Genomic DNA, 26594 nt, shown 5'->3' on the forward strand with positions numbered 1-26594 from the left:
AATGAAAAGAATACTCATTTTAATCGGTGTTATTTTAAATTTAGCAAGTAGCTCCGCTCAGCAAAGAGATTTTGTAGTAGCTCAAGATGGCAGTGGAAATTTTAAAACGGTTCAGGAAGCTATTTATGCAGTGCCCGATTTTCGTAAGAATACAACAGTGATCTTTATTAAAAATGGAGTTTATAGGGAAAAGCTGGTTTTGGCTGCTTCTAAAACCAATATTAAGCTGGTTGGCGAAAGTGTGGAGAAAACCATCTTCACTTATGATGATTATAGTGGAAAGAAAAATCGTTTCGGGGAGAATATTGGTACTTCAGGATCAGCAAGCTGTTATTTTTATGGAGAGAACATTCGTGCTGAAAATATTACTTTTCAAAACTCTTCGGGACCGGTTGGACAGGCAGTGGCCATATCTGTATCCGGTGATAAGGTTTATTTTAAGAATTGCCGCTTCCTTGGTTTTCAGGATACCCTCTATACCTATGGTTACTACAGCAGGCAATATTACACGAATTGCTATATTGAAGGAACGGTAGATTTTATATTCGGATCTTCTACTGCTGTGTTTAACAACTGTGAGATCTTTTGTAAAAAGAACGGGTATGTAACAGCTGCATCCACACATGACACCACGAAGTATGGTTATGTGTTTATAAACTGCAAGATAACTGGGGATGCTCCGGATGGATCGTTTTATCTTGGAAGACCCTGGAGGCCTTATGCTAAAGTGGTTTTTATCAAGTGTGATTTAGGTAAAGTCATTAAACCCGAAGGATGGAATAATTGGGGTAAGGTTTCTAATGAACAAACCACCTATTATGCGGAGTACAAAAATACAGGTGCAGGGTATAAACCAACTCAGCGAGCTTCATGGTCACATCAGCTGACCGATGAGGCAGTAAAAGAATACCAAATAGAAAAAATCTTTAGGGGCTGGATTCCGGAATAAGATTGAAAGATCAAATAAACTTTGATCGGATCTTTTCTTCCGGGATGTTGCTCAAAAATGTTAAATACAAAAAAGGGCTGCCTGGTTAGGCAGCCTTTCATTATGATAAGAGCTAGATGCCCGATAATAATTATTCGTTTGAAGCTTTTCCTAAAGAAGCAAGGATTCCACCGTCAACATAAAGAATATGTCCATTTACGAAATCAGAAGCTTTAGAGGATAAAAAGATTGCAGCACCTTGTAAGTCATCTGTTTCTCCCCAACGGGCAGCTGGTGTACGACTTATAATGAAATCGTTAAATGGATGACCATCTACGCGAATAGGAGCAGTCTGTGATGTAGCAAAATATCCGGGGCCGATACCATTAACCTGAATGTTAAAACCAGCCCATTCGGTTGCAAGATTTTTTGTCAGCATTTTCAAACCGCCTTTTGCAGCTGCATAAGCACTAACGGTATTTCTTCCAACTTCACTCATCATCGAGCACATGTTGATGATTTTACCTGCACGACGTTCGATCATATTACGACCAACGTGTTTAGCCATAATAAAAGGACCTGTAAGATCAATTTTTAATACTTGTTCCCATTCAGACACTTCCATGTCGATTACAGCAACGCGTTTGATTATACCTGCGTTATTAATCAAAATATCAATAGGACCTACCTCTGATTCAATTTTAGCCACATTAGCAATTACAGCAGCTTCATCAGTTACATCAAAAAGATATCCTTTAATAGTAATACCTAAAATCGCGTATTCTTTGATGGCGTTATCAAGTTTTTCTTGAGATATATCATTGATAATGATTTGTGCACCGGCATTGGCTAAGCCTACTGCCATTGACATTCCTAAACCGTGAGTAGCACCAGTAACGAGTGCTCTTTTACCTGTCAGATCAAATAGAGAAAGAGACATTTTATTATATTTTATAGTTTGAGTTCCAAATCAATAGGTGTTTGGAAACTTATGCAAGATTGTAAATATATTACAGGTAAAAAATGATCTGTATCACCTTGTAGGCTTTTATCGGTGTTAAAGAGGAATAAAACAATCAAAATGCTTTAATTTGTCCCTTCTGCACTAAATTTTAAATATACTTTAAGCGGGGTCTTTCTTTTGTGTATAAAATGTAATTTTGCATCACATTTTATCTATAAAAGTAATGGGCAACAATTCTTTATTTGACTTATCGGGGAAAGTGGCCTTGGTAACCGGTTGTAATCGTGGTATAGGAAAGGCAATGGCCGAAGCTCTCGCAGAAGCAGGAGCAGATATAATTGGCGTTTCTTCCTCCATTGCACTGAGCGGTAGCGAAACGGAAAGAGACATCCATGCAATCGGACGGAAATTTACAGCATATCAGTGCGACTTAAGTAATAGAAAGTCAGTAGAAGAGTTTTTGCAAAAAGTACTATCAGAAAATCTGACTATTGACATTTTGGTAAACAATGCAGGAACGATATTAAGACAGCCTGCAGCAGAGCATTCTGATGAGTTCTGGGATAAGGTTATTGAGATCAATCTGAATAGTCAGTTTGTTATCAGCCGGGAAATAGGTGCAAGAATGATTGAAAACGGTTCCGGTAAAATAATCTTTACCGCTTCTCTGCTTACCTTCCAGGGAGGAATACATGTTCCCGGGTATGCAGCAAGTAAAGGAGCTATCGGAAGTTTGGTTAAGGCTTTGGCAAATGAGTGGACTTCAAAGGGTGTAAATGTAAATGGTATAGCTCCTGGATATGTCTCCACGGATAATACCGAAGCATTAAGAAATGATGAAGAGCGGAGTAAATCAATTTTAGGCCGTATTCCCGCTGGCCGTTGGGGAGAAACTGATGACTTTAAGGGGCCCATCGTTTTTCTGGCTTCTAAAGCCTCTGATTATGTAAGTGGTACAATCCTGACAGTTGATGGTGGCTGGATGGGACGTTAATAAATACTTTAATTAATAAATTAGATTATGATAATGAATCAACGTTATGCACAAAGTCCTAAAGAAGTAGCCACTCTTGGCACTGCAGAACTCCGTGCAAGTTTTTTATTAGAAGACCTGATGCAGTTAGGTCAGTTCAATTTTACCTATTCTCATTATGATCGTGCAATCACTGGAAGTGTCGTACCGGTAGATCAGCCATTGGAGCTTCCTGGTTATGAAAACCTTCGTTCTGATTTCTTTTTGCAAAGACGTGAACTGGGTATCATAAATGTAGGTGGACCTGGTACTGTTAACATTGATGGCACCGTATATGAAGTGAATAAACTGGATGCCGTTTATGTTGGAAAGGGTTCTGTATCCGTTGTTTTTTCAAGCAATGTGGCTACTGATCCTGCAAAGTTTTTCCTTTATTCTGTGCCAGCCCACAAAGAATATCCACATCAATTGATTAAAAAGGAAAATGCTACTCCTACAACTATTGGAAGTAAAGACACTGCTAACGAGCGAACTATTTATAAATATATCCACCTTGAAGGTGCCAAAAGCTGTCAGTTAGTAATGGGATTAACTGTTCTAAGCACAGGTTGTGTTTGGAACACGATGCCATGTCATGTTCATGACCGCAGAATGGAATCATATTTCTACTTTGATGTTCCTGCCGATCAGGTTGTATTTCATTTCATGGGACAACCCCAGGAGACTCGTCATGTGGTTATTCAAAATCATCAGGCAATCATTTCACCTCCTTGGTCAATCCATTCAGGTGGTGGTACTTCAAACTATGGATTTATATGGGCAATGGCTGGAGAAAATCTGGTATACTCAGATATGGATGCTGTAGCGATTAAGGATATAAGATAATAATCCTAAAAAAGCTTCTCCCTTGTGATTCAGGGGGGAAGCTTTTTTATTTCCAATAAATCTATGCAATCGATGCCGGCATCGATTGCATAGATTTAAATTTATCATTTGATGCTTGTTCTAAAAGAACTGTTTAATATTGTTATAATAAAAGAATGTTTAAAAGTATGTCAAGTGCATATTTAACCCCTGTATAAAAAAACATTTTTAATAATTTAATAAATAACTGCCAATTGTATTAATCTGGAAGGCTCTAACCGCTTTAAGATTATAAGTAATCTTCTCTTTTGTTGAGAATAATAAACCTAATATTAATTTAATGAAAGTGGAAAATACAGTTAATTGTAACTTTTTACTGAATCTTCAATTGGAAGTTTCCAAAGGTAATGTGAACTCATTCGCCAAAATCTACAATTTCTTTTACAAAAAGCTAATCGGCTTTTCTACTAATTTTGTTAAATCAAAGGAACTCGCTGAAGAGGTTGTTGAAGATGTATTTATTAAGCTTTGGTGTAACCGGGAACATCTGGCAGATGTGAAAAATATAACGGTCTATCTGTACTGTGCTACTAAGAATAAGTCTTTAAATGCCTTGTCTAAAGAAGCCAAAAGCCTAATTACAGAGTCATTAAACGATAGTTATTATCAATCCTATAATCACAACCATAATCCACATGATCTAATGGTTTCCGCTGAAGTAATGCAGGCTTTAAGTATCGCAATTGAACGTTTACCTGAGCGGTGTAAAATAATATTTAAGCTTGTTCGCGAAGATGGATTGCGATATAAAGAAGTGGCACAAATATTAAGTATTTCTGTTAATACGATTGACTCTCAGATGGCTATTGCAGTAAAACGCTTATGTTCGGAACTGCAAGTAGAAAAAGACAAAAGGCCTGAATCTTTATTGCCTCAAAAATTTTTTTAAAATTCTTTAGTAGATATTTCATTAAATGCGGTCTTATGTAAAAAGTATAACACATTCAAATGAATAATGACGATCATGTATGGATATTGATGGCTCGTAAACTAAGTAACGAAGCCTCAGAGGATGATCGTAACGAATTATTACGTTATCTGGAAGTCCATCCTGATCTGCATGATCAATTTGAAAGGTTAGCTGTTTTGTTGGGGCATCCAAGTAGTGCTATAAATGATTCTCATGCCGGAGTTGAATCAGCACAAATTAATCATATACTAAAGAGGGCAGAACAGGAAAGAAGTAGTGCTCCTTCGGAACACATCGATCCTGAAACACATGATAAAAGATCGATAAGATCTCTTTTCACTCGAAATTTACTGTATATATATGCTGCTGCTTCTTTAGTATTAGGTGCTTTTTTTATTTATACGGTTCCCTCCAAAACATACAATCAACAAAAAGCAAAAGAAAATGTCGTAATAGCGAAAAATGGTAGCCGTACTAAAATTCTTTTATCAGACGGAACCAGTGTATGGTTAAATGGCGGCTCCAAACTTTTTTATGATTTAAGCTTTTCTGGACCATCAAGAGAAGTTCGGTTAGAAGGCGAGGCCTATTTCGATGTTGTGAAATCAAAAAAGCCATTTATTGTTCATGCTGGAGAATACAAAATCAAAGTGTTGGGAACAGCCTTTAATGTCAAGTCTTATACGGATGATGTAAACATCGAAGCTACCTTGATAAGGGGTAAAATTGAGCTGATGAAAGATACCAATAATCCTGAATCCGTTATCACTTTACGACCTAATCAAAAAATAATAATTCCATTAAAATTAAATTATATGCCATCTCGCACTAAGGTTGAGTATAAAATGGTTGACTTGGATGCAAAATTACAAGCTAAGGAGTACATTGAAACTGCATGGATTTATAATCGAATCGAGTTCAGAGGGGAGAACTTTATAGAGCTTTCTAAAAAGCTGGAACGTTGGTACAACGTCAAAATTGAATTTGAAGACGAGAAGCTTAAAAACCTAAAGTTTAATGGTTCTTTTGAAAAAGAAACCGTCGAGGAAGCCTTTAATGCATTGCAGAAAGTAGCGCATTTTTCTTATATAATTAATGGAAGTGAAATATATGTTAAGTCATCTCAATAATCTCTATCCAGGATAGAAGGTTATTAAAAACGGAGAATGTTAGCGCATTCCCCGTTCTAATTGATTAAAAGTGTAGCCCAACTGTAGGAAGTTGGTTTGTTTTATTTAACCTATTCAAATGTATGAAATGTATTTCTACGATTTTTAAAAAATCGTCTCTGCTAAAAATTGTTTTAATTATGAAACTAACCGTCGTGCTGTTAATGATTTTTACCATTTCAGCATCCGCAGAAGGCTTTTCTCAGAATAAGATCAATCTTAAGATTAAGGGATATGAAGTTGCTGAGGCAATCAGTATTATTGAAGGGCAAACGAACTATCGTTTTCTTTACAATGAACGCCTGGAAGGTATTAGAAACAAGATTACCGTAAATCTTGCTGATGCTGGAATTGATTTAGCAATGAAGGAGATTCTAAAAAATACAGATCTCTCTTATCAGGTTCTCGATAATCAGCTTATTCTTATCAAAGAGGCAAATTCTAAGTCAGCGGACATTCTAATAAATGGTAAGGTCGCTGATGCTAAGGGTGAAGCTCTGATCGGAGTTTCCATTAAAATCAAAGGAACGAGTAGAGGTGTTTCCAGTGGAGCGGACGGTAGTTTCAAAATTACTGCTCCTGCCGACGCAGTTCTTTTAGTTTCTTATTTAGGTTATGAAACTTTGGAATATAAACTTAGAGGCGAAACAGCACTTAAATTGGTATTAAACGAATCAAATAACCAGCTGGATGAAGTAGTTGTAGTAGGTTATGGTGCAGTAAGAAAAAGAGATTTAACTGGAGCAGTTGGATCGGTATCTTCGGAAACACTTGTTGGAAAAGGAACAACATCTGTACTAGGCGCATTGCAGGGTGCTGTTGCGGGAGTAGACATTAGTTCGAGTTCTGTAAGGCCAGGTGGAAGTTTTACTATTCAGATCCGTGGTCAGAATAGTATTAATGCTGAAGGTAGCAAACCTTTGTATGTTGTAGATGGGGTTGTTATTGACAATATAGACTTTTTGAACCCTGCGGATATCCAAAAGATTGATATCTTAAAGGATGCATCTTCAACAGCTATTTATGGATCAAGGGGATCGAATGGGGTAGTTCTGGTCCAAACGAAAAATGCAAACCTGGCATCCAGTGCAAGAACAGTTGTATCGTACGACGGATATTATGGCGTTCGTGCACTGACTCGTATTCCAGATTTTATGAGTGGCAGAAATTGGGTGGACTTCCGAACTTCAGCATTTTATGTTTACAGCCCAACTAATCAAAAGTATGAGCTTTCTAACCAGAACAAGATTGCTATTTTGCAACAGAGCCCACTGTTAGAGCAAAGGCTTTTTGATCAGGAAGAACAAGACTGGTTGTCTATAGCTACTCAAAATGGAAAGCAGCAAAACCACTATGTAAACGTAGCTGGTAGCGCAAAGGATCTTTCCTATAATTTGGGAATGGGTTATCAAAATGAAGAAGGCAACTTTATTAATGAGGCCTTAGATCGTTATAGTCTGAAGTTAAGTGTAGCAAATAAGATTTCAAAAAAATTCAGTTTAGGAGGTAATGTCAATTTAGCACATTCAGTAAGTAGCCAGGGGAGTGAGATGGGTTACCGTGATATCATGCGAATGCCAGTGATATTAAAAGCTTATGATGATGCTGGTGTGCTTTTTGCTCAACCTGGTATCGCTGCTAATATCCAAGGCGTAGGGAATTTTACAAGTTCCCCGAATCCATTACTGGAAATTGAAAGCGGAAATCAGGAGGTTAGACGTTTTGATATATTGGGTAATGCTTTTGTCGAATTTAGACCGATTGAAGGGTTGGAATTAAGAACCTCCATTATGCCTAGATTTACAAGGAACCGCGCAGGTCGCTATTATGGCGTTGTAGCTGGAAACCGAACACAGAATGAGGCTTATCAGAATAATCAAGAGTTTTTTGATTACACCTGGGATAATCAGATTACTTATCGTAAAACATTCAAAAAAGATCATACCATTAATGCCACTCTTATAAACAGTTTCTATCGTACTCGCTTGGAATCTATTGCGGCAGGTACACAAAGTCTTCCCTATAACTCTGATTGGTATAATATTTTTAGTGGAACATTACAGGCGGTTAATTCCGGAGCTGGATTTGAAGGAACATCTCTCTTATCTTATGCGGCAAGGGTAAATTATGATTATAAAAGCAAGTATTTGCTTACAGGTACTATTAGATATGATGGTAGTTCTAAACTTGCTGAAAAATGGGCTTCATTTCCTTCCTTAGCCGTCGCATGGCGAGCTTCAGAAGAGCCTTTTTTAAAAGCCGATTTCCTCTCAGATCTTAAGGCTCGTTTTAGTTTTGGCTACTCTGGGAGTAATTCGGGAATTAAACCATATGCATCTCAGTTAGCTCCTCAGACAGGTGTCCAGGTGTTGTATGATTATAATGGTACGCTTGTTACCGGATTTGCACCTGGTATTCCTGTTATCCCAACTATTACCTGGGAGAAAACAAGAGAGCTCAACTGGGGCTTAGATTTTGGATTCTTTAATCAACGTATTTCAGGTACAGTAGATTATTACAATAAATTATCCGACGGCTTATTAATGGATCGTTCGCTCAGTGTAGAATCAGGTGTACAATTTATTAAAGATAATATCGGTTCAGTCAGCAACAAGGGTATTGAACTCTCCCTTTCTACATTAAATGTGAGTTCTAAAAATATTCAATGGACTACATCTTTTAATTTTGCGAGTAATAAGAATGCCATTGAGACCTTGTATGGTAAAAAAGAAGATGTAAGAGGAGAGTTTCGTTTTATCGGACAACCTATCAATGTAATTTATGATTATAGAATAACAGGTATCTGGAAGTCAGATCAGGTAGCTGAGGCTTTAAAATGGGGGCAACAGCCAGGACAGGCAATTGCGTATGATGTTAATGAAGATGGTGCTATTACATCAAATGATGACAGGCAGATCCTAGGAACACCAGATCCTAGCTGGACTGGAAATTTCTCTTCTAATTTAGTAGTTAAGAATTGGGATTTTTCATTCAATATTTTTACCCGTCAAGGTGTTTTTGTAAATGATAGATTTCTAGATGAATTTGGTGCTTTTAGTATTCAAAGAGGGCGTGCAAAGATCAATTATGATTATTTTGTTCCTGTTGGAGCTGACCGCTACGACTGGAATAACTTCGGAACTAATGCTGCTGGTGGCCCATCTGCTACGTGGAGTACCGCAGTTGGAAATGAAAATTCCAAATATCCAGCAGTACTAAACCCTGGTCCTTATTATGGTAACAATGGTAAATACACAGATGCATCCTTTATAAAAGTGAGGAACATTGTTTTAGGCTACACATTGCCTAAGCGATTTATCACTAAAGCTGGGTTAAGCCAGGTACGAATCTACGCCAATGTGTTAAATCCTTTCACATTCACTGATTATGAAGGTTGGGATCCAGAGTATGCTACCACCAATTTAGAAAACGGTAACGGTCCAAGTAATGTGACTTATCAGTTCGGTGTAAACCTTAAATTCTAATGATAAAAGAGTTATGAAAAAAATATTGTACATGCTTATTCTATGCAACTTCATGTTTGTAAGTTGTTCTGACTTTTTGGAGGAGGATAATAAAGCGGGGATTTCAAATGATGAATTTTATGCTACCGCTTCGGGTTATGAAACCTTGATGACTGCATCATATAGTTCTTTACGGACACTATATCGGGATACGCCCTGGCTTCTTATTGCTGGTACTGATATGTATCAGAATGCGCGAGGATCAGATAATAGAGCTATTTTGGAATATCAGCAGTTGCTTCCTTCCGACGCCTATGTGAAAACTTTTTATAAAAATTGTTATGATGGCATCCAGATATTTAATATAGGGCTTAAATACAATGAGATTACCACAGTTGCAGCTGTAAAGAAAGCGCAATATAAAGCGGAGCTTCGCTTTTTAAGAGCCTATTATCATTTTCTATTGGTAGAACAATTTGGGGGGGTAGCTATTAACAGCGAACCTACACTTGGTCCAAGAACAAATATTCCAAGGAGTTCATTGGAAGAGTCTTATGCTTTTATTATCACTGAAATGGAAGCAACGCTTCCTGATTTAAGTGCCGAAAAAGCAAGGGTAAATAAGACAGTTGCAAATCATTACCTGGCTAAGGTATATCTTACAAAAGGTTGGGATTTGAAGGATAATGCAGCATTCGAAAAAGCAAAGACCTATGCTACTAGTGCGATTGCAGGAAAAGCTATAACTATACCTTTTGAAACATTGTGGGGCCCTTCAAACCAAAATAATGATGAGTTCATTTTTGCTGTTCAATACGATGCAAAATCATTAACTATTAATACCAATGGAAATAACCAACAGGGTGTTTTTGGAGCATATCTAGGCGGTTCTGAAAATGGTCATAAGTGGATGACTGGTTCTGTTTATCCATCATGGAACTTGCATAATTTTTACTTGCAAAATGATAAACGATATAATGCTACGTTTATGCTCACGGTCTATGATAAGTATTTTGATTATTATACATCAGCTGATACATCAAAATCATTAATCAGGGCATATTATCCTAGAGTATGGGGTAAAGAATTTAATACAGCCGATTCGCTTGCATGGATAGCAGCACATAAACCAAGGATTGCAACGAACTTTAAATGTTATCCTTTTCGATATAATGAAGAAGCCTATCGTCGCCCTTATGCTCTTGATTTCGCATCCCCCGTAATCAAGAAATTTGATAGTCCTGCTACTGCATCTGTTTTTAATCAATATGCAAGTAGCACTGATATCGTTTTGGCACGTCGTGCTGAAACCTATTTTATCTACGCCGAAGCATGCATTGGGCTTAATGATTTTGTTACAGCTTCACAATATGTGCAAAAAGTATTGGATCGTCCCGGCAATGCAAAGGATGGAATCAAACTTTTTCCCAATACAGACATCTCAACCAGTGTGAATCAAAGTGCCGCACTTGATGCTTATCTTATTGAAAGTGCAAAGGAATTTGCAGGAGAATATCTTCGATGGCCAGAGTTAAGAAGAACAGGAAAGTTGAAAGAATTTGTTGGAAAGTACAACTATGATATAAAAAAAATTGGCGGTGTCGACGTTGCGTTTAAAGGGCTTGATGGAAAGGATAAGATTTACCGTCCAATCCCTCAGGATGCTCTTGATTTAAATGAAGCTGATTTTCCTCAAAATCCAGGCTATCAGCGTTGATACTAATTCTTATTGGGTTATGTTAGTTAGAGTATAGTGAAAAAGAAAAGCATCCGGCCTTAGTCAGGGTGCTTTCTTTTTTTCGGGCCATACTTGTTACCTCCGATAACGTTTGCGTAAATATATATCCCTAATTCATCTTTATTTAAGGCTAAAGTCTGTAATCTTGCTTAATTCTTAATGAATCATTTATACTAACCATATAAAGATTAGATAATTGTAACAAAAATGCTGAAAGAGTTGAGGGGCCAACCTATTACATTAAACTTGAAGCTTAAGCATTTAGTGTCAACAAAAAAACATGAATAATAAACAGAAATTAAAAGGAGCATTCTTAATTGGAATAATGCAATTCGCGTCATTTCAGTCGTTTTCACAAACTGATCTTTCATGGCCAATCAGTACCTTACCCAAGGTAGAAAAGCCAACATTCAAAGCGGATACCTTTAATATTATAAAATACGGTGCTGTAAGTGACGGACTTACCTTAAACACTAAAAGTATTCATGATGCAATTGAAGATTGCAGCAGTAAAGGTGGAGGTGTTGTGTTGATTCCTGCAGGCCTTTGGTCTACTGGTCCCATTGCCTTAAAAAGTAACGTAAACCTGCATCTTCAAAGTGATGCCGTATTAAGCTTCACAAAAGATCATACTCAATATAAACTCATTCAAACAAACTGGGAAGGACTTGATGCTGTCCGGAACGAATCTCCTATTTCAGGAACTAATCTGGTCAACATTGCCATTACTGGTAAAGGGATCATTGATGGAAATGGCGATTCCTGGCGAATGGTGAAGAAAGAAAAGCTAACTGCTAGCCAATGGGAAAAAGTAGTCGCTTCCGGCGGTGTAGTGGATCCCAAAGGACGAATTTGGTACCCCTCAGAACAATCTTTAAAAGGATCAACCTTAAAAGGGGCAGGTATTTTAGAAGCTGGCAAATCATTGAAAGACTACGAAGAGATCAAAGACTTTTTAAGACCTAATTTGATCGTGCTGGCTTCCTGCAAGAAAGTCTTACTCGAAGGTGTAACTTTTCAAAATTCTCCCGCATGGAACGTTCATCCTTTAATGTGCGAAAACGTAACAATAAGCGATATTAGAGTTAGGAATCCATGGTATGGTCAGAATGGAGATGGTTTAGATCTTGAATCCTGCAAGAATGTACTGATTGAGAACAGCGTATTTGACGTAGGTGACGATGGGATCTGTATTAAATCCGGCCGCGATGAACAGGGTCGTAAAAGAGCCATGCCTACCGAAAATGTATTAATTAAAAATTGTACCGTATATCATGCTCATGGCGGTTTTGTTGTGGGAAGTGAAATGTCTGGAGGAGCAAAGAATCTATTTGTTACCGATTGTACATTTATCGGTACCGATATCGGTATCCGTTTTAAAACTACACGTGGCCGAGGTGGTATTGTAGAGAAAATATACATCAAAAATATCACAATGAAAGATATAGCAAGTGAGGCCATATTATTTGATATGTATTATGCTGCCGTGGATCCCGTTCCTTTAACAGGAGAGAATCGGGTAGCACCAAAAGTAGTTCTCCTTCCTGTTACTGAAGAAACTCCGCAATTCAAAGATATTTACGTGAATAATGTAGTCTGCGACGGTGCTGAAACCGCTGTATTCATCAGAGGATTACCTGAGATGAAGATTAACAATATTCATCTGGAGGATATCACTATCCAGGCAAATAAGGGTATTGAGAGTCAGGATGCGAAAGATATCTACTTTAAAAACGTGAATCTCATCGTTAAAGAAACAACACCTGTTGTAAATGTCACAAATAGCAGTGCCCTTTCTTTCGACGGTTTAAAATATAATAAGAACGCCGGGCTGCTTTTTAACATCAAGGGTGCAAGCAGTTCCAATATTTCGGTAACCAATACAAACACTACAATAGCAAAGAGTAATGCCGAGTTTAACGACGGAGCAAATAAGAAAGCATTAAGAATCAAATAGGAATCTATATGAAAAAAATTACTGTATTATTAACGCTCACCTTGGTTTTCTGTTTCCAGGTACTTATAACTAAGGCACAGACTATTCCTTTATCTGAACGGATGACAAATACCGTTATGGATATTTGGAGTGACTCGCTATGGGTGGGAAGGCCGTTTAAATGGACCTATGATCAGGGCGTATTACTGGAAGGTGTTTCTTCTGTATGGCAACGTACCGGCGACAAAAAATACTTTGATTATATTAAAAAAAGTATGGATTTCTTTGTTCAGGAAAATGGCGATATCCGCACCTACGACAAGCAATCGCATAACATAGACAATGTTAAAAATGGAAGGGCATTGTTACTGTTGTACAATGTAACCGGACAGGAAAAATATTTGAAGGCTGCTCAGCTTTTAAGACATCAGCTTAGCGAGCACCCTCGCACAGAAGAAGGGGGGTTCTGGCATAAACGGATCTATCCAAATCAAATGTGGTTGGATGGTCTTTATATGGGACAGCCTTTTTACGCTGAATTTTCGGCCATAACGAATGATACAAAGGCTTTCGACGATATTACTAACCAGTTTGTATTCATGGAACGTCATTCCAGAGATGCTAAAACAGGTCTTTTAGTACATGCCTGGGATGAATCAAAAGAACAACAATGGGCTAATAAAACAACAGGCAAATCACCACATGTATGGGGAAGAGCAATGGGTTGGTACGGAATGGCACTCGTTGATGCTTTAGACTATTATCCAGAAACCCATCCAGGAAGAAAACAACTGATTGATATTCTAAACCGTTTTGCGACAGCAGTAGGGAAAGTTCAACAGCCATCCGGTCTTTGGTATGATATCATTGATGTTCCCAACGGTAAGGGTAACTATTTCGAATCTTCCGCAGCAAGCATGTTCGTTTATGCAATCGCTAAGGGTGTAAGACAAGGTTATCTTCCTCAGAGTTATTTCAAAATAGCCCAAAAGGCATATGATGGAATGAAAAAAGAATTTGTGGAAGAAGTTGATGCAGAAAAAGTTAATTTCAAAGGAACAGTAACCGTTTCCGGACTTGGTGGAACACCCTATCGCGATGGTAGTTACGAATACTACATGAGTGAAAAGGTAATTACGAATGATCCTAAAGGTGTTGGTGCATTTATCAGTGCAGCTAATGAAATGGAATTGGCAACATTGCCTAAACCGGGACTAGGTAAAACGGTAACTTTAGATTATTACTTCAATAATGAACGTAAAAAAGGACCACTAGGAGAAGATGTTCGCTTCCATTATACCTGGGAAGATCAGGCCAATAGTGGATTCTGGTTTTGGAGAAACTTATTCAATTATGCAGGTGCTAAAACTAATCGTCTTGAAGTTGCTCCTACCGCATTAAATCTAAAAAATTCATCAGTCTACATCATTGTAGATCCCGATACAGAAAAGGAATCACCGAAACCTAATTTTGTTCAGGCGAAGGATGCAACTGAGCTAGTGAAATGGTTGAAAGCTGGTGGCGTATTGGTATTAATGACCAATGATGTTGGCAACGCTGAATTTACCAGCTTCAATAAGCTGGCTCAGCGGTTCGGCATCACCTTTAACGAAGATCAAAAGAACCCGGTTACAGGCAGTCAGTTTGAAATGGCGGCTATAAAAGTTCCTGCAGGTAATGCGATCTTCAAAACAGCAAAGAAGCTGTATATTAAAGAACTCAGCACAATAAAAGTAGCTGCTCCTGCTAAGCCTTTCTTTACACACAACGGTGATGTCATTATGGCTACTGCGAAATTGGGTAAAGGAACTGTATTTGCAATTGGCGACCCCTGGTTTTACAATGAGTACGTAGATGGACGTAAGCTTCCTGCAGACTTTGATAATTTCAAGGCAGCCAATGACCTTGCAGATTGGCTGTTACAACAAGCTGCAAAAAGATAACAAAACGATCTCCCAAGGAGATAAATATATAAATCATGAAAAATTTTTTAGACGATAATTTTTTATTAACAAATCGTACCGCTGAGCGTCTTTACCATGAATACGCAAAGGATATGCCGATCATTGATTACCACAATCACCTTATTCCTGAGCAGATTGCCAATGACGTAAACTTTGATAATTTAACCCAGGTTTGGTTATACGGTGACCATTATAAATGGCGTGCAATGCGTGCAAATGGTGTTAATGAAGATTTTATCACAGGTAAAAAAAGTGATTATGAGAAGTTCGAAAAATGGGCTGAAACAGTTCCTTATACCCTAAGAAACCCATTATACCATTGGACGCACTTAGAATTGCGCCGTTATTTCGATGTACAGGATATCTTATCTGGCAGCACAGCAAAAAAGGTATATGAAGAATGTACAGCTAAACTCCAGACACCTGAATATTCCGTTCGCGGTTTATTAAGCAAGATGAAAGTGGAAGCGGTTTGCACCACCGATGATCCGATCGATTCATTAGAACATCATCAGAAAATTGCTAAAGAAGGAATCGCATTACAGGTTAGACCTGCTTTCCGTCCGGATAAAGCAATGAGTGCAGATGATGTGGCCGGCCTTAACGAATACATCGCTAAAGTAGAGCAGGTCACTAACTTAAGTATCGCAGATTTTGATACCTACTTAAAGGCTTTAAAACTTCGTCACGATTACTTCGAACAAAACGGTTGCCGTGTATCTGATCATGGTTTAGAGCAGATCTACGCAGAAGATTATACCGATGAAGAGATCAATAAGATCTTTGTTAAAATAAGAAGCAATGCAACACTTACCGATCTTGAAGTGTTGAAGTTTAAATCAGCTATGCTGGTTCATTTTGCCAAATGGGATCATGTATCAGGATGGGTACAGCAGTTTCACTTGGGTGCGCTAAGAAATAATAACAGACGTATGTTATCTATTCTTGGTCCTGATACAGGTTGGGATTCTATCGGTGATTTTAGTCAGGGAAGACAATTGTCTAAATTCCTTAACGGGCTGGATGCCACTGATCAGCTTGCCAAAACGATCATCTACAACTTAAATCCTGCAGACAACGAATTAATTGCAACCATGATTGGTAACTTCAATGATGGTTCAGTTGCCGGTAAGGTACAGTTTGGTTCAGCATGGTGGTTCCTTGATCAGAAAGATGGAATGGTAAAACAAATGAATGCGCTATCCAATATGGGTCTCATCAGCAGATTCATTGGTATGCTTACCGATTCCAGAAGTTTCCTTTCTTACCCGCGTCACGAATATTTCAGAAGAATCCTGTGTAATCTTTTCGGAGAAGAAGTAGAAAATGGAGAACTTCCTAATGATATCGAATGGATAGGAAAAGTGGTAAAAGACATAAGTTACTATAACGCTAAAAACTATATCAACTGGTGATAAGTAAAGTGCTTTGTTTTGGAGAATTATTGTTGAGGATATCTCCTTCCTCTGATGAAGAAATGGAAAAACATCCCTTTCTATTATACATGGGGGGAGCTGAGGCCAATACGGCTACTGCACTTGCCGGATGGAATATTCCGGTCAAGTATTGCACCGTATTGCCTGATAACTTCATGTCTAAGTATGTATTGGAGTACCTGGAGTACAAAGGTATTTATACATCTTCGGTAGTGTTATCCGGTAAGCGTATTGGCGTTTATTACTTGGATAGAGGTGCAGATTTAAAAAGTAGTGTGATATATGATCGGGACTACTCTTCGTTCTCTGAACTGAAAAGAGGCATGATTGATTGGGATAAAGTACTCAGGGATGTATCCTGGTTTAATTTTACAGCAATTAGTCCTGCGTTAAATGCTAATGTTGCGGATGTATGTCTAGAAGCCTTAGAAGCGGCTTCCCGGAAAAACATCACCATCTCTGTCGATCTGAATTACCGTTCCCGCTTATGGAAATATGGGAAAGAGCCTATTGAGGTAATGCCTGAATTGGTTAAGTATTGTGACTTGGTCATGGGAAATATCTGGGCTGCAAACACCCTGCTTGGCACATCAATTGATGAAGATATACATATTAAAGGGACCAGACAAGCCTATCTGGATCATGCAAAGAAAACATCTCTTGAAATTATAGAATGCTTTCCCAAATGCAAAACAGTAGCCAACACTTTCCGGTTTGACAGTGACCAGAATGATCTTTCTTACTATACCAGTTTGTACACCGGTGGCAAGCAGTATAATTCACCTGAATTGAGAACGGTAGGAGTGGTAGACCGCTCTGGCAGTGGCGATTGTTTTATGGGAGGATTAATATATGGATCATATCTGTCTCATTCCCCTCAGGAAACCGTAAACTATGCTACAGCCGCCGCATTTGGTAAGTTGCAGGAACAAGGAGACTCTACCAAACAAGATATTCTTCGGGTATCTAAAATAAAGAAGGACAGTCAAAAAGATTAAATTAAACGATAATAAAAATTTATATATGCAATTGAGTAAAAAAGTATTTTCAGGTTATGTTGAACGTCCTGAAAAAGTGCTCCAGTTTGGAGAAGGCAATTTCTTGCGTTGTTTCGTAGATTGGATGTTCTTTGAACTTAACAAGAAAACTGATTTCAATGGTTCTGTTATCGCAGTACAACCCATTGATAAAGGTATGGTTGACATGCTTAATGAGCAGGATGGCCTTTATACCTTATACCTAAGAGGATTGAAAAACGGTAAGCCAGAAAGCTACCATGAAACGATTGATGTAATCAGCCGTGGTATCAATCCGTACACTGATTTTGCAGCGTTTTTAAAAACAGCAGAGCTTCCTGAAATGCGTTACGTAATTTCTAACACTACTGAAGCTGGTATTGCTTACGATGAAAATGATGAGCCAACAGCGACTCCACCTAACTCATACCCTGCAAAACTTGCCGTATGGTTAAATCACCGTTACGAAACATTTTCAGGCGACCAGGCTAAAGGAATGCATATCATTCCTTGCGAGCTGATCGAAAACAATGCGGATAATCTGAAAAGAATTATCCTTCAGTTAGCTCAGAAATGGGGTTTTGATGCAGGTTTTACAACCTGGTTAAATTCAGCTTGTACTTTCAGTAATACATTGGTTGATCGTATTGTTCCAGGATATCCAAGAGAACGTATTGCAGAGATCACAGCAGAATTAGGATACGAAGACAAGCAAGTTGTTGAAGGTGAGCATTTCCATTTATGGGTAATTGAAGCACCCGAATCACTTCAAAAAGAACTTCCTTTTCCATCAATTGGTCTTGATGTAAAATACGTAAAAGACTTAAGTCCGTACCGTACCCGTAAGGTTAGGATTTTAAATGGTGCGCATACTACATTAGTTCCTGTAGCCTATTTATATGGTATCGATACAGTAAGAGAAGCTGTAGAACATCCTGTTGTAGGTAAATTCATTAAAGAAGCAATCTATGATGAAATTATTCCAACACTTGATCTTCCAAAAGAAGAGCTTGAAAAGTTTGCAGGAGAAGTAATTGACCGGTTTAGAAATCCTTACATCAAACATTTGTTGATGAGTATTTCCCTGAATTCATTCCCTAAGTTTGAAACACGCGTATTACCATCCATCACCGAATACATCAAAAGAACCGGTAATATTCCTCAAAAATTGGCATTTTCTTTAGCAGCAACTATTACTTTCTACAAAGGGAAAAGAGGAGAAGAAGAAATAGCATTAAATGATGATGCTGCAATACTGATCCTGCTTAAAGATGCATGGGCTAAATATGATGGTAGTGATGAATCACTTGAAACAGTGGTAACAGAAGTGTTAGCTTATGAAAAAAACTGGAAATTAAACTTGAATACAATTCCAGGTTTAACTCATGCGGTTACTAAACATTTGGTTAACATCACCAAAAATGGTATGCAGAAAGCTATTGAAGCAGTATAAGTTATAATACATCAGGTCATAGTTATGAAAGAGATCATAAAAATTCATTCCCGCGATAACGTTGTTATCGCATTAAGGAATTTCAATAGTGGGGAAGTAATCGACGTAGAAGGAAAATCTATCACACTGTTAAACAGCATTGAGCGAGGACACAAGATCGCAATTGTTGATATTTCAGAAGGTGGTGATGTCATTAAATATGGCTATCCCATTGGAAAAGCAACAGCGAACATCCAAACTGGAGAGCATGTACATGTTCAAAATGTAAGAACCAAATTAGGCGAAGTATATGATTATGCTTACCATCCGGCCTTACATGAACTGGTACATCCGCAACGTAACTTAACATTCAACGGTTACCGCCGTAAAAGCGGAGAAGTCGGTATTCGTAACGAAATCTGGATTGTGCCTACGGTAGGTTGCGTAAATGGTGTTGCTGAGCAAATTATCCGTGAATTCAAGGCTGAAGTTAATCCGACAGATATCGACGGTATTGAAGTGTTCAAACATAGCTATGGCTGTTCGCAGCTTGGTGATGATCACCAGAATACCCGTTCTATTCTTTCCGATATTTCACTTCATCCCAATGCAGGTGGTGTAATGGTACTTGGTTTGGGTTGTGAAAATAATCGTATTGATGAGTTCGAAACAGGATTAGGTGACTATGACCATAGCCGGATTAAGTTCCTTTCCAGTCAGACCGTAGGTGATGAAATAGAGGCAGGTGTTAACCTGTTAAAAGAAATCTATGCACAAGTTAAGCAGGATAAAAGAGTACCAATCCCTATCTCTGAACTAAAAGTTGGTTTGAAGTGTGGTGGATCTGATGGGTTATCCGGAATTACCGCAAACCCATTGGTAGGTTATTTCTCTGACTTTTTAATCAGTCAGGGTGGAACAACTATCTTAACTGAAGTACCCGAAATGTTTGGTGCAGAAACGATCCTGATGGACCGTTGTGTAAACGAAGAGGTTTTCGAAAAAACAGTGCATTTGATCAACGATTTCAAACAATACTTCATTGATCTGAAGCAACCGATTTACGAAAATCCATCACCGGGTAACAAAGCAGGCGGTATTTCTACATTGGAAGATAAATCACTTGGATGTACTCAAAAGGGTGGTATTGCCAATGTAGTAGACGTATTGAAATATGGCGAGCGTTCAAAACTAAAGGGGTTGAATCTCTTAAGTGCTCCAGGTAATGACCTTGTCGCTACCACAGCATTGGGCGCTTCCGGATGTCATATCGTGTTGTTCACTACAGGTCGTGGTACACCATTTGGAAGTTTTATTCCTACATTAAAGATTGCTACGAATTCAGATCTGGCTTCAAGAAAACCACATTGGATTGATTTTAATGCAGGACCCCTTGCAGAAGATAAGACCTTTGCTGAAGCTCTGGAAGAGTTTATTGATAAAATTATCCGCGTTGCCAGCGGTGAGAAAGCGCATCACGAGGAATCAGGTTTCCGCGAGATTGCTATTTTCAAAACAGGAGTTACACTTTAAGCTGGTTTTAGTGTTCAATGAGGAGACCGGGTCGTAAAGACCCGGTCTTTGTTTTTAATCTTTTCTAACCTTAACAACCAACTTCTTAATCAATCCTTCACCAATCATTGGTGCGTGAACATCTTCAGGAAAGAAGATCGCAAACTGGCCAGCTTTCAATTCGAAATACATACCTGGTTTGTCATTATAAAAAATCACATCCTTTTCTGGATTGTAAGCATCCTTAGGATCGTTACACAAACTGCGTGTGCTCCATCCCATTTTCTCATTAGCAGAAATGCAAACCTGGATATCCAAAAAGTTATTATGTGCTTCAAATTTAGCATCCTCTACAGATACGCCATCTTTAGCAGATACAGAAGCATGAATATCTGCACCATCAATTGGATATTTACCATTATCCAATGCATTTAAATCCTGACTTTTCAAATAGTCAAATGCCTGAGCAAAACGAGGGTGAACACTGTAATATTTTTCAGCGTTTTCTAATGAATCTATAATCATAATTTTGGTTTTAATAAAAAAATCCGCCGTTTATAATTAAACGGCGGATCTATGTAATCCAATTAACTTATCTCTGAACGCGACCTGAAGCATCACCCTTCATCAAGGTACTTACTTCTGCTAAAGTAGCGTGGTTAAGGTCGCCTGGAATAGTGTGTTTCAATGCAGAAGCAGCAACACCAAATTCAGCAGCTTCTCCCATTGGTAAACCAGTTACTAATCCGTAAATGAATCCACTTGCGAATGAGTCACCACTACCAACACGGTCAACTATACGAACCTCATATTTTTTAGTATGATAAAATTCAGTTCCGTCATATACCAATGCAGACCATCCGTTATCAGAAGCACTATGGCTTACGCGAAGAGTAGAAGCAATATATTTGAATCCGAATTTTTCTTTCATTTGTTGGAATACATCTTTGTATCCGTCCAAATTCAATTCACCTTTTGTAATGTCAGTACCATGGCTTTTAAATCCTAATGTAGTTTCTGCATCTTCTTCATTACCGATACACACATCTACATATTGACAAAGCTCAGTCATCACTTCTTTGGCTTTTTCTTTGCTCCAAAGTTTTTTACGGTAGTTAAGGTCAATACTTGTTGTAATCCCTTTTGCTTTCGCTGCCTTTAAAGCCGCAAGAGTAAGAGCAGCTGCTTTGTCGCTTAATGCAGGAGTAATACCTGTAGTATGGAACCAATCAGCACCTTCAAAGATTTTATCAAAGTCAAAATCTGACAGTTCAGCATCAGCAATTGAAGCATCGGCACGGTCATATATCACCTGAGATGCACGTGCAGAAGCACCAGTCTCAAGGAAATAAATACCTAATCTTTTTCCACCACGAGCGACATATTGTGTGTCAACACCGTAGCGACGAATGTGATTAATAGCCGCTTGTCCTAATGCATTATCAGGAACTTTAGATACAAATACGCCATCAAGACCGTAATTTGATATTGCTACAGCAACGTTTGCTTCTCCGCCACCATAGGTAACATCGAAAGAATCACTCTGAACAAAACGCTCAAATCCTGGAGTGGAAAGACGCATCATGATCTCTCCAAGGGTTACTACTTTTTTTGACATCTTAAAACTATAAAATTAATATTATAACGGTTTATGAATATAATTACCAAAATTACTTTATTAAAGTCAGACAGAACCTGATTTTACACGATCTTTTATCAAAATATTACGCAATCGTTTCCGAATAAACTTAAGGAATTAAACAATTCTATTTATTTTCATTTTCGTAACAAAATCTTTATTTTGTTGATATTTTAGCAAAATAATACCCTGTTCTAATATATGATTCTAGTCATGTTTAAATTAAACCTTAACTAAATTTTATACATTTATGCTCAATATATTTCCTAGAAAATTCTAAAACAATGAGTAAGAAAGAAGAAGTTTTAAAGGTCATTCCCGGACAAGGAATTTTACCGCTTTATTTTAACAAGGACACACAAGTAAGTATTGATTTATTAAAAGCATTATATACTGCTGGCATAAGAGCAGTAGAATACACAAACCGTGGAGAAGCAGCTTTTGAAAACTTCAAAGCAATGCGTAAAGTTTGTGATGCTGAACTTAAAGGGATGTACTTAGGTATCGGTACTATCAAAGATGCAGCAACTGCACAGTCATTTATTGACGAAGGAGCTGACTATATTATTAGCCCCGGACTTGTTGAAGATGTAGCCGAAGTTTCTGATAAGAATGGTATGTTATGGGTTCCAGGATGTATGACTCCAACAGAAATTATCAAAGCAGAAAACATGGGAGCAACATTTGTTAAATTATTCCCCGGTAATCTTTTAGGCCCTTCATTCCTTTCCGGAATTAAAGAACTATTCCCTAAATTATTGTTCATGCCTACAGGAGGTGTTGATTTGGAACGTGAAAATATCGCTGGTTGGTTTAAAGCTGGTGTATGTGCAGTTGGTATGGGAAGTAAACTCGTTACCAAAGACATCATGGAAAATAAAAAATATGATGAACTTATTGCATTAACCAAACAGGTTATGGAAACAATCAAGTCTATTAAACATTAAATTGCCGCTAACCACAAACTAAATTGAAATGGGTGATAAAAAAATAGGCAATTACAGGTGGACCATATGTTCCTTGTTGTTTTTTGCTACAACAATCAATTATCTGGACAGACAAGTACTTTCCCTAACCTGGAAAGACTTTATTGCTCCTGAGTTCCACTGGACAAACAATGATTATGGAAATATAACTGCCTTATTTTCTATTTTTTATGCAATAAGTATGTTATTTGCCGGTCGTTTAGTCGATTGGTTAGACACCAAGAAAGGTTTTTTATTGGCCATTGGAATATGGTCGTTCGGAGCTTGTCTTCATGCATTCTGCGGAATTGCTACATCAGGTATCACTACCGGCAACTGGTTCGTTGGCTTTGAAGAAGCCAGACACCACATTGCTATGGTAGATAATACAGGAATGATCATTACCGTAAGTGTAACGTTATTCATCTTTGCACGTTTTGTATTAGCAATAGGAGAAGCTGGTAACTTTCCAGCAGCTATTAAAGCTACTGCAGAATACTTTCCGAAAAAAGACAGAGCGCTGTCAACCAGTATCTTCAACGCTGGAGCTACTGTTGGAGCACTTGCTGCACCAATATCCGTTCCCTTCATCGCTAAAGCTTATGGATGGGAGATGGCCTTTATCATTATTGGTGCCCTTGGTTTTATATGGATGGGATTTTGGGTCTTAATATATAAGAAACCAGAGGTGAATCCTAAAGTAAGCCCTGAAGAGCTGGCTTATATTCAGCAGGATATCGTGTTTGATAAAAAAATCGTAGCCAATCCAGATGGAATGCCTGAAAAGGGAATCACATTTAAGGAATGTTTCCGGTACAAGCAAACCTGGGCTTTTGCATTCGGTAAATTTATGACGGATGGTGTATGGTGGTTTTTCTTATTCTGGACACCTGCTTATTTAAGCTCCGTGTACGGTATGGATTCAACTGAAAGTGCATTACCATTGTTCGTACTTTACATGATCACATTGCTTTCGATCATCGGGGGCTGGTTACCAACCTACTTCGTGGAAAAGAAAGGTATGGATCCTTATGCAGGCCGTATGAGATCGATGCTTATTTTTGCATTCTTTCCTCTTCTTGCCTTGCTGGCACAACCATTAGGTCATATTACTTTCTGGTTACCCGTTATTATCATCGGTATAGCCGGAGCTGCACATCAGGCTTGGTCGGCAAATATATTTTCTACTGTAGGCGATATGTTTCCTAAGAAAGCGATTGGTACCATTACTGGTATTGGTGGTATGGCAGGTGGTATAGGAGCATTCATTATCAACAAGAGTTCAGGTATGCTGTTTGATCATGCAGGCCAAACTCAAATGGTATTTATGGGCTTTAAAGGTGAAGAAGCTGGATACTTTATTATCTTTTCTGTCTGTGCGGTATCGTACCTGATTGGATGGGTTGTAATGAAGTCTCTGGTTCCTAAATATGCACCTATTACTGATTTATAAGCCTGATTTTTAGATTTATATTTTTTACATTCTTTAGTATTAAAGAGGTTATCATGAATTGATAGCCTCTTTTTTTGCTTGGCGAGTTACCATCTATTACTTCAATATTTTGATTTGGGCATCCAAAACTCAAATGAAAAAAGCATTTCCTTTATTTGCATGCCCTTGATGCGAAATAAATAGTCATTCCGTTTATCTTCTGAATGCATGATATTTCCTGATTACGAATTTGTTTTAAAAAGACTCTCTTCTTAAATGCTATAGAGCGTAAATCCTTACATTTAAAGGATGAGGATTGCTCCTATAAACTTATATTTGCCTCCAGATGCATAGCGTATCTGATGGTCGGGTAATTTTTAGAATCTGATCACTCAGAATATACTTGTATAAATAACAAACCTTACACGATTATGAGTGAAAAGTTAAATCTGGAGTCAATATTTGTTGAGGAAAACCAGATTCCTTCAGAATTCCGTATCGATGAAGTTCATCAACGCGAATATCTGAGTAATGGAGAAATCAAACAATGGAATGGTGATGTACATTCCGTTTATTCCCCAGTAGGTATAAAAACCGCTGAGGGGTTCAAACGAAAGCTAATCGGTACTTATCCCATCTGTACGCAAGACGAGGCTATGATCTCTCTGGATGCCGCTGTTGCCGCTTACAATAACGGACGCGGAGAATGGCCTACCATGAGTGTTGCCGACCGGATCCATCACGTAGAAAAGTTTACCAAAATGATGATCGCACAAAAAGACACCGTTGTCAAGCTGATCATGTGGGAAATAGGTAAATCTTTTGCAGATTCAATAAAAGAATTTGACCGTACGGTCGAATATATTTATGCCACTATCGACGCATTGAAAGACGTAGACCGTCAATCATCCCGTTTTGAAATAGAACAAGGCATCATTGCTCAGATCAGACGATCACCTCTTGGGGTTGTATTATGTATGGGTCCCTTTAATTATCCGTTAAACGAAACCTTTACTACCCTGATCCCTGCTCTAATAATGGGTAACACCATTATGTTTAAACCACCAAAGCACGGAACGTTATTGTTTTACCCCTTGTTGAACGCATTTAAAGAATGCTTTCCAAAAGGAGTAGTCAATACGATTTATGGCCGTGGAGCAACCATTGTCCCTGAACTGATGAAGTCAGGAAAAATCAATGTTCTTACTCTTATTGGTTCCAGTAAGGTAGCCAATGAGCTAAAGAAGCTTCACCCTAAGGTGAACCGTTTACGTGCCATACTGGGATTGGATGCTAAGAATTTAGCCATCGTAACTCCAAATGCAGATATTAAATTAGCTGTAAGTGAGATCGTTTTAGGTTCTTTATCGTTCAACGGTCAACGTTGTACTGCTTTGAAGATTATATACGTCCACGAAAAAGTAGTCAACGAATTCCTGCAATTACTTTCAATTGAAGTAGCTAAACTTAAATACGGCATGCCATGGGAACAAGGCGTTTCTTTAACTCCGCTTCCAGAGCCTGGTAAACCGGCTTATCTGAAAGAGTGTATTGATGATGCCATTGCGAACGGTGCGAAGGTGATCAATGAACACGGAGGTGAATCATTTGAGTCCTTTGTGTATCCGGCGATTGTTTACCCGGTAAATAAGAACATGAAGTTGTACAGGGAAGAACAATTTGGACCTGTTATTCCGGTTGTATCTTATTCTGATGTGGATGAACCGATTGATTACCTGATTGAATCTACACATGGACAACAGGTAAGTATCTTCAGTAATGATTCGGAAGAAATTTCTGCATTGATTGACCCGCTGGTAAACCAGGTAAGTCGTGTCAATATCAATTGCCAGTGTCAGCGTGGTCCGGATGCATTTCCTTTTACCGGAAGGAAGGATAGTGCAGAGGGAACTTTATCGGTCGTTGATGCGTTAAGGTCGTTCTCTATGCGGTCACTGGTTGCAACGAAAATGAATGAGACGAATAAACAGTTGTTCAATGAGATTGTAAGTGAAAACACGTCGAACTTCTTGAGTACGAAGTATATTTTTTAAGAGAAGAATAAGGAATTTTTAAAGAAGCGGTCTGTCTCGAAAGAGGTAGAGCGCTTTTTTTGTTTATATGAATCTAATATAGAGAAGTTGACAGAAAGGATATAGGTAGGTAACTGTCAGATCCTAAAATAACTATAC

19 protein-coding genes are annotated in these 26594 nt (G+C 38.2%); 16 read left to right on the forward strand and 3 right to left on the reverse strand.

From position 1 onward, the window contains the following. Nucleotide 1: 1 nt before the first annotated feature. Nucleotides 2-949: a pectinesterase family protein gene (locus BFL47_RS17510; protein WP_069661112.1), complete on the forward strand. Its 948-nt coding sequence runs from the start codon at nt 2-4 to the stop codon at nt 947-949. Between the two features lie 130 nt (nt 950-1079). On the opposite strand, the gene BFL47_RS17515 is transcribed toward BFL47_RS17510, so the two are convergent. Beyond that, the gene (locus tag BFL47_RS17515) at nt 1080-1868 is read right to left on the reverse strand and encodes a gluconate 5-dehydrogenase (protein ID WP_069661096.1); all 789 of its coding nucleotides are present in this window, start codon (nt 1866-1868) and stop codon (nt 1080-1082) included. Between the two features lie 247 nt (nt 1869-2115). Between BFL47_RS17515 and BFL47_RS17520 the strand changes: the two genes are divergently transcribed. The 12 genes from BFL47_RS17520 to BFL47_RS17575 all read left to right on the forward strand — a co-directional run bounded on the left by BFL47_RS17520 (nt 2116) and on the right by BFL47_RS17575 (nt 20387). Next, nucleotides 2116-2886, forward strand: a complete 771-nt coding sequence (locus BFL47_RS17520; protein ID WP_069661097.1) for an SDR family NAD(P)-dependent oxidoreductase — start codon at nt 2116-2118, stop codon at nt 2884-2886. Nucleotides 2887-2913: 27 nt separating this feature from the next. Then, nucleotides 2914-3750, forward strand: coding sequence for a 5-dehydro-4-deoxy-D-glucuronate isomerase (gene kduI, locus BFL47_RS17525; RefSeq protein ID WP_083257256.1), 837 nt, complete (start codon nt 2914-2916; stop codon nt 3748-3750). Nucleotides 3751-4069: 319 nt separating this feature from the next. Then, the gene (locus BFL47_RS17530) at nt 4070-4678 is read left to right on the forward strand and encodes an RNA polymerase sigma-70 factor (RefSeq protein WP_211480981.1); all 609 of its coding nucleotides are present in this window, start codon (nt 4070-4072) and stop codon (nt 4676-4678) included. A gap of 59 nt (nt 4679-4737) precedes the next feature. Then, nucleotides 4738-5829, forward strand: a complete 1092-nt coding sequence (locus BFL47_RS17535) for a FecR family protein (RefSeq protein WP_069661099.1) — start codon at nt 4738-4740, stop codon at nt 5827-5829. Nucleotides 5830-6008: 179 nt separating this feature from the next. Beyond that, nucleotides 6009-9353 (forward strand): TonB-dependent receptor, encoded by a 3345-nt coding sequence (locus tag BFL47_RS17540; protein WP_170827349.1) that lies wholly within the window; start codon nt 6009-6011, stop codon nt 9351-9353. Between the two features lie 13 nt (nt 9354-9366). After that, nucleotides 9367-11049: a RagB/SusD family nutrient uptake outer membrane protein gene (locus tag BFL47_RS17545; RefSeq protein WP_083257258.1), complete on the forward strand. Its 1683-nt coding sequence runs from the start codon at nt 9367-9369 to the stop codon at nt 11047-11049. Between the two features lie 301 nt (nt 11050-11350). Then, the gene (locus BFL47_RS17550; RefSeq protein ID WP_069661101.1) at nt 11351-13027 is read left to right on the forward strand and encodes a glycoside hydrolase family 28 protein; all 1677 of its coding nucleotides are present in this window, start codon (nt 11351-11353) and stop codon (nt 13025-13027) included. Nucleotides 13028-13035: 8 nt separating this feature from the next. After that, nucleotides 13036-14949, forward strand: coding sequence for a glycoside hydrolase family 88/105 protein (locus BFL47_RS17555; protein WP_069661102.1), 1914 nt, complete (start codon nt 13036-13038; stop codon nt 14947-14949). Nucleotides 14950-14984: 35 nt separating this feature from the next. Continuing rightward, the gene (gene uxaC, locus BFL47_RS17560) at nt 14985-16385 is read left to right on the forward strand and encodes a glucuronate isomerase (protein ID WP_069661103.1); all 1401 of its coding nucleotides are present in this window, start codon (nt 14985-14987) and stop codon (nt 16383-16385) included. Beyond that, nucleotides 16382-17404, forward strand: coding sequence for a sugar kinase (locus tag BFL47_RS17565; protein WP_245681405.1), 1023 nt, complete (start codon nt 16382-16384; stop codon nt 17402-17404). Before uxaC ends, BFL47_RS17565 begins: the two co-directional genes overlap by 4 nt. A 25-nt stretch (nt 17405-17429) precedes the next feature. Beyond that, nucleotides 17430-18875 (forward strand): tagaturonate reductase, encoded by a 1446-nt coding sequence (locus tag BFL47_RS17570; protein WP_069661104.1) that lies wholly within the window; start codon nt 17430-17432, stop codon nt 18873-18875. Between the two features lie 24 nt (nt 18876-18899). Then, nucleotides 18900-20387 carry a UxaA family hydrolase gene (locus tag BFL47_RS17575; protein ID WP_069661105.1) on the forward strand — a complete coding sequence of 496 codons (1488 nt, stop codon included), beginning with the start codon at nt 18900-18902 and terminating at the stop codon, nt 20385-20387. Between the two features lie 54 nt (nt 20388-20441). Here the strand turns inward: BFL47_RS17575 and BFL47_RS17580 are convergent, their stop codons facing one another. Next, the gene (locus BFL47_RS17580; protein ID WP_069661106.1) at nt 20442-20891 is read right to left on the reverse strand and encodes a YhcH/YjgK/YiaL family protein; all 450 of its coding nucleotides are present in this window, start codon (nt 20889-20891) and stop codon (nt 20442-20444) included. Nucleotides 20892-20958: 67 nt separating this feature from the next. Continuing rightward, entirely contained in the window at nt 20959-21984 is a 1026-nt protein-coding gene (locus BFL47_RS17585; protein ID WP_069661107.1) for a sugar kinase, read from the reverse strand. Nucleotides 21985-22289: 305 nt separating this feature from the next. Here BFL47_RS17585 and BFL47_RS17590 point away from each other — a divergent pair, with 305 nt between their 5' ends. The 3 genes from BFL47_RS17590 to BFL47_RS17600 all read left to right on the forward strand — a co-directional run bounded on the left by BFL47_RS17590 (nt 22290) and on the right by BFL47_RS17600 (nt 26456). Further along, nucleotides 22290-22952, forward strand: coding sequence for a beta/alpha barrel domain-containing protein (locus tag BFL47_RS17590; protein ID WP_069661108.1), 663 nt, complete (start codon nt 22290-22292; stop codon nt 22950-22952). Between the two features lie 28 nt (nt 22953-22980). Beyond that, on the forward strand, nt 22981-24423 hold the full coding sequence (locus BFL47_RS17595) for an MFS transporter (RefSeq protein ID WP_069661109.1): 1443 nt from the start codon (nt 22981-22983) through the stop codon (nt 24421-24423). A 410-nt stretch (nt 24424-24833) separates the two neighbouring features. Next, entirely contained in the window at nt 24834-26456 is a 1623-nt protein-coding gene (locus tag BFL47_RS17600; RefSeq protein ID WP_069661110.1) for an NADP-dependent glyceraldehyde-3-phosphate dehydrogenase, read from the forward strand. Nucleotides 26457-26594 lie beyond the last annotated feature (138 nt).

Source organism: Arcticibacter eurypsychrophilus, assembly GCF_001730525.1.
In the GTDB taxonomy this organism is placed as follows: Bacteria; Bacteroidota; Bacteroidia; order Sphingobacteriales; family Sphingobacteriaceae; genus Arcticibacter; species Arcticibacter eurypsychrophilus.